The organism is Bacillus sp. J33 (assembly GCF_000518885.1).
Classification (GTDB): domain Bacteria; phylum Bacillota; class Bacilli; order Bacillales; family Cytobacillaceae; genus Cytobacillus.
The window spans coordinates 1-4271 of sequence record NZ_JAEL01000172.1; the positions used below are offsets into that span (position 1 = coordinate 1).

A 4271-nucleotide genomic window follows, 5' to 3' on the forward strand; every position below is an offset into this window, starting at 1 on the left:
GGCCCAACTGCCCGTAAAAGCCCGATAAGTTCAGCTAATCTTGATGGAGAAAAGCACTCCATCAAGAAAGCTGAACTTTATATTTTTTGTGCCATATAGGGTATTATAGGAGTGGCGGCATTAATGAATGTTGTATGCCTGATATTTAAAAGTTTTATTAGAGAGGGTGCTAGGAATGGATCGTATTGAAGAGATTACAACAGAAGAATTGCAAAAGAAGCTGGAAGCTGGAGAGAAGCTTGAGCTTGTTGATGTGAGAGAAGATGAAGAGGTTGCATCAGGCATGATTCCAGGAGCGCGGCATATCCGCATGGGTACAATTCCGGAAAACCTTGATAAATTTGATAAAGATACCGAGTACATCATCATTTGCCGTTCTGGCAGCCGAAGCGGAAATGTCTGCCATTATTTGCAGGAACAAGGATACAAAGTTCGCAATATGGCGGGCGGCATGATGAACTGGCAGGGTAAAACTGAATAGTGCCAAACAAAGCGGAGCCGGTTTCGGCTTCGTTTTTTTATGTATATATAATTTTAAAAATTAGAAAAATTGTCAAAAATGATAAAAAAACCAGAAAGGGAGATTCCTATGATTAAGGTGAAATTATTCGATCATGAACATGAAAAGGATCTTGAAAAGGATATGAACCATTTTTTGGAGAGAATTGAGGAAAAAAACTTTTGGATATTAAATATAATGTAGCGGCTGTTCAGGAGGATGAGGACGAGCAAATTTACTGTTTTTCTGCGATGGTCATATATAGAGCCTGATGCCGCCTCGGTCACCAGGCTCTTATTTTTTTAAACAGCTTTTGCCGAGCCTGCAGCATTTAATCCGGCCAGCCTGCCTGTTACAAGAGCGGATGTAATATTGTACCCGCCAGTATACCCATGAATATCAAGGATTTCACCGCAGAAGAAAAGAGCTTCCATCAATTTTGATGCCATTGTTTGCGGTTCAATTTCTTTAACAGATACACCACCGCCGGTAACAAAAGCTTTATCAAGCGGTAATGTGCCGTTTACTGTAAACTGAAACGATTTACAGCTTCTCACAAAGCTTCTGACTTTTTCGTTGGAGATATTGGCACCCTGTGCTGATGGGTCAATTCCATTGTGCTCCAGAAGAAATAGCAGATATCTTTCAGGAAGCATCCCCTTTAAGAGATTCTTAATGCTCTTCTTTGGCTCATCCTTAATCTTTTTGGAAACTTCCTGGAATAATGGTTCTTCCTTTGTATCCGGAATGGCATCCAAGTTCATCGTGACCTCTTTCAGGTTCCATTTTTTCATGGCTTTGACAACATACTGGCTGCAGCGCAAAACAGCCGGTCCGCTAATGCCAAAATGGGTAAAAATCATATCCATCCGATGGGTGATAAGCGCTTTTCCTTTAGGATTCAGCACACTAAGGGCCACACTTCTCAGAGATAATCCCTGAAGCGCTTTTTCTTTGATAAAGCTTTCGGAAGAAGTCAAAGGGACTTCTGTCGGAAAAAGCTCTGTTATCGTATGTCCTGCTTTTTCCGCCCAAGCATAGCCATCCCCGGTTGAACCAGTGTGCGGAACGGACTTTCCTCCGACTGCAATGACCACAGCGTCTGCTTCATAAATATCACCAGTCTTCAGCTCTACTGATTTGACCCTGCCTTTTTCATAGTGGACATCATGGATTGGGCTATTGGTTTTTATATCGACCTTCAGCTCTTTAAGTCTTGTTATCAGGGCATCCACGACTGATTGCGCTTTGTCAGTCACCGGAAACATCCGTCCATGATCTTCCTCTTTCAGCTTTATGCCCAAATTCTCAAAGAACCTGATAATATCTTCATTGCTGAATAGGGAGAAAGCACTGTACAAAAAGCGTCCATTGCCGGGGATATGTTTAATTATTTCATCCACTGGGAGCCTGTTTGTAACATTGCACCGGCCTCCGCCGGAAATCGCGAGCTTCCTGCCAAGCTTGTCTCCTTTATCGATCAGCAGCACTTTTGCTTTCTGTTCGGCGGCACCGATTGCTGCCATTAATCCTGACGGCCCTCCGCCAATTACAATTACGTCATATTTCATTTTTTCACCAACTTATTTTGTTTCACCTTTTTTAAGTATAAGCTCTATTATAATGCAATAATCCTTTTTCTAAAAATAAACCTTAATATACAGGTATTGTAAGTGGCATTTCTTCGTCAAGAAGAGTACACTACAAATAGTGTCTAAAAAGATAGAAAAATGGCGAACTATTTGATTATTTATGATAAAATCATGTCGCTAACAGCTTCAGCCAGTTCATCGTTTTTTACATAGATTACAGGCTGCAGTATTTAAGGAAGGGATTATATGTCATCTAAGCTTTTAAAAGGAACTTTTATTTTAACGCTGGGAACGATTATTTCAAAGGTTCTCGGATTGTTTTATGTTATTCCTTTTTATCACATAGTCGGGAAGGAAGGGACAGCCCTTTATTCTTTTTCATATACACCTTACACAATTTTCATTAGTGTTGCGACAGCGGGGGTTCCGCTTGCCGTTTCAAAGTTTATTTCAAAATATAATGCTATAGAGGAATATGCAGTAGGCAGAAAACTATTCAAATCAGGTTTGATTGTCATGCTGGCAAGCGGGATTATTTCCTTTCTGCTCTTATTCTTCCTGGCACCGGTTGTTGCAGAAATGACGCTTGCAGGGAAAGATGTTGAAGTAAGTGTTAACGATGTAACAACAGTTATCCGAGCAGTTTCGTTTGCCTTGATTATTATACCTTTCATGAGTTTGATAAGAGGTTTCTTTCAGGGGCATCAGTCGATGGGACCGACAGCAGTTTCCCAGGTAGTCGAGCAGATTGTACGGATCCTTTTTGTTCTCGCTGGAGCCTACTTCGTTTTAAATATTATGAAAGGGGCAGTTACCACTGCTATCAGTGTCGCTACTTTTGCTGCCTTTATTGGCGGACTCGGCAGCCTTGGGGTCCTGTTTTGGTATTGGTATAAGCGAAAACCTCATTTGGATAAATTGCTCGAAGAAGATAAAGGAACAGTGGACATTTCCTTGAAAGAAATATATAAAGAAATTATTCTTTATGCCGCTCCTTTTGTATTCGTGGGTCTTGCAAATCCGCTTTTCCAATTTATTGATCAAATTACATTTACAAGAGCAATGGCAGCCATTGGAGAGGCAGGAAATGCAGTAGCCGCTTTCTCTGTACTGAACTTCGAAACACATAAGCTTGTCATCATTCCTGTATCATTGGCAACGGCCTTTTCATTGACACTCGTTCCAAGTGTGACAAAGGCCTTTATGGAAGAAGATCGTTCAGATCTAAACCGACAGCTCAATCAGACGTTTCAGGTACTTCTGTTTCTGACTCTGCCTGCTGTTGTCGGCTTGTCATTGCTCGCTGAACCGGTCTTTACTTTATTTTACGAGCATAAGGAGCTTGGAACTGAAGTTTTAAGGACCTATGCACCAGTTGCCATCCTGTTTGCCTATTACTCGGTAACGGCAGCTATTTTGCAGGGAATCAATGAACAGCGCTTTACGATCCTGAGTTTGCTTACGGGCTTGCTTGTAAAACTGACATTGAATATTCCGCTTATAAAACTGTTTGAAACACAAGGGGCAGTCTTTGCAACGGCTCTAGGATATACAGTGGCAATTTTAATCAATTTATTTGTGATCAAAATGTATGCCAAATATCCGTTTAAGCTTGTCTTAAGAAGGGGCATGCTTATCGTGTTATTTACTTTATGCATGTTTATTGTTACAAGCGTTGTCTATAAAATCTTAACCATTTTCTTATCGCCGGCAACTGATTTCCAAGCCATCATCATTGTAGCCATCTGCGCAGCCGCAGGAGCGGGAATCTATTTCTACTTGAGCTTTAGAACAAAGCTAATCTATCTTCTGTTCGGGGCAAGAGTTGATAGGGTGATGAAGAAACTAAGGCTGAGGGCATAATAAAAAAGGTCTCCGCAAAATGAACTGTGCCCCAGTTTACGGACAGTTTTAAAAAAGTACCTATGCTGCTAGTAGATGACCCCGGTATTGTACCGGGGTCATTTTATTTAAGCCCCATTGATACCTGTGATGGTTATATTCCTTGATTATTCGATCCACTTCTATTTTTACATCTCTTAAATTATCTAAGGATTTATACTCTGCTAAATCTTTAAAGTGTCCAAAGAAACTTTCCATGGGTGCGTTATCCCAACAGTTTCCCTTTCGGGACATTGATTGGGTTAAGCCAAGTTTCTTTACTTTGCTTTGGAATAGGG

Annotated in this window: 4 protein-coding genes and 1 pseudogene; 3 read left to right on the forward strand and 2 right to left on the reverse strand. The window is 40.9% G+C overall.

Features of this window, described 5'->3' with window-relative positions; translation table 11 throughout:
• Positions 1-175: 175 nt before the first annotated feature.
• Positions 176-481, forward strand: coding sequence for a rhodanese-like domain-containing protein (locus L634_RS0128205; protein WP_026585268.1), 306 nt, complete (start codon positions 176-178; stop codon positions 479-481).
• A gap of 108 nt (positions 482-589) precedes the next feature.
• A pseudogene (locus L634_RS31995) lies at positions 590-771 on the forward strand (sporulation protein Cse60).
• Between the two features lie 30 nt (positions 772-801).
• Here the strand turns inward: L634_RS31995 and L634_RS0128220 are convergent.
• Entirely contained in the window at positions 802-2070 is a 1269-nt protein-coding gene (locus L634_RS0128220) for an NAD(P)/FAD-dependent oxidoreductase (protein ID WP_026585269.1), read from the reverse strand.
• Between the two features lie 267 nt (positions 2071-2337).
• On the opposite strand from L634_RS0128220, the gene L634_RS0128225 reads away from it, so the two are divergent.
• A complete protein-coding gene (locus tag L634_RS0128225) occupies positions 2338-3954 on the forward strand; it encodes a putative polysaccharide biosynthesis protein (protein WP_026585270.1) in 1617 nt (538 codons plus the stop codon).
• 60 nt (positions 3955-4014) lie between these two features.
• Here L634_RS0128225 and L634_RS0128230 read toward each other — a convergent pair.
• On the reverse strand, positions 4015-4271 hold a 257-nt coding region (locus L634_RS0128230; protein WP_026585271.1), incomplete at its 5' end, for an integrase core domain-containing protein.

Excerpts from the sequence above, each read along its gene's own strand:
- L634_RS0128220 (WP_026585269.1), bottom strand. The coding sequence starts at position 2,070 with ATGAAATATGACGTAATTGTAATTGGCGGAGGGCCGTCAGGATTAATG.
- L634_RS0128225 (WP_026585270.1), top strand. The coding sequence starts at position 2,338 with ATGTCATCTAAGCTTTTAAAAGGAACTTTTATTTTAACGCTGGGAACG.
- L634_RS0128205 (WP_026585268.1), top strand. The coding sequence starts at position 176 with ATGGATCGTATTGAAGAGATTACAACAGAAGAATTGCAAAAGAAGCTG.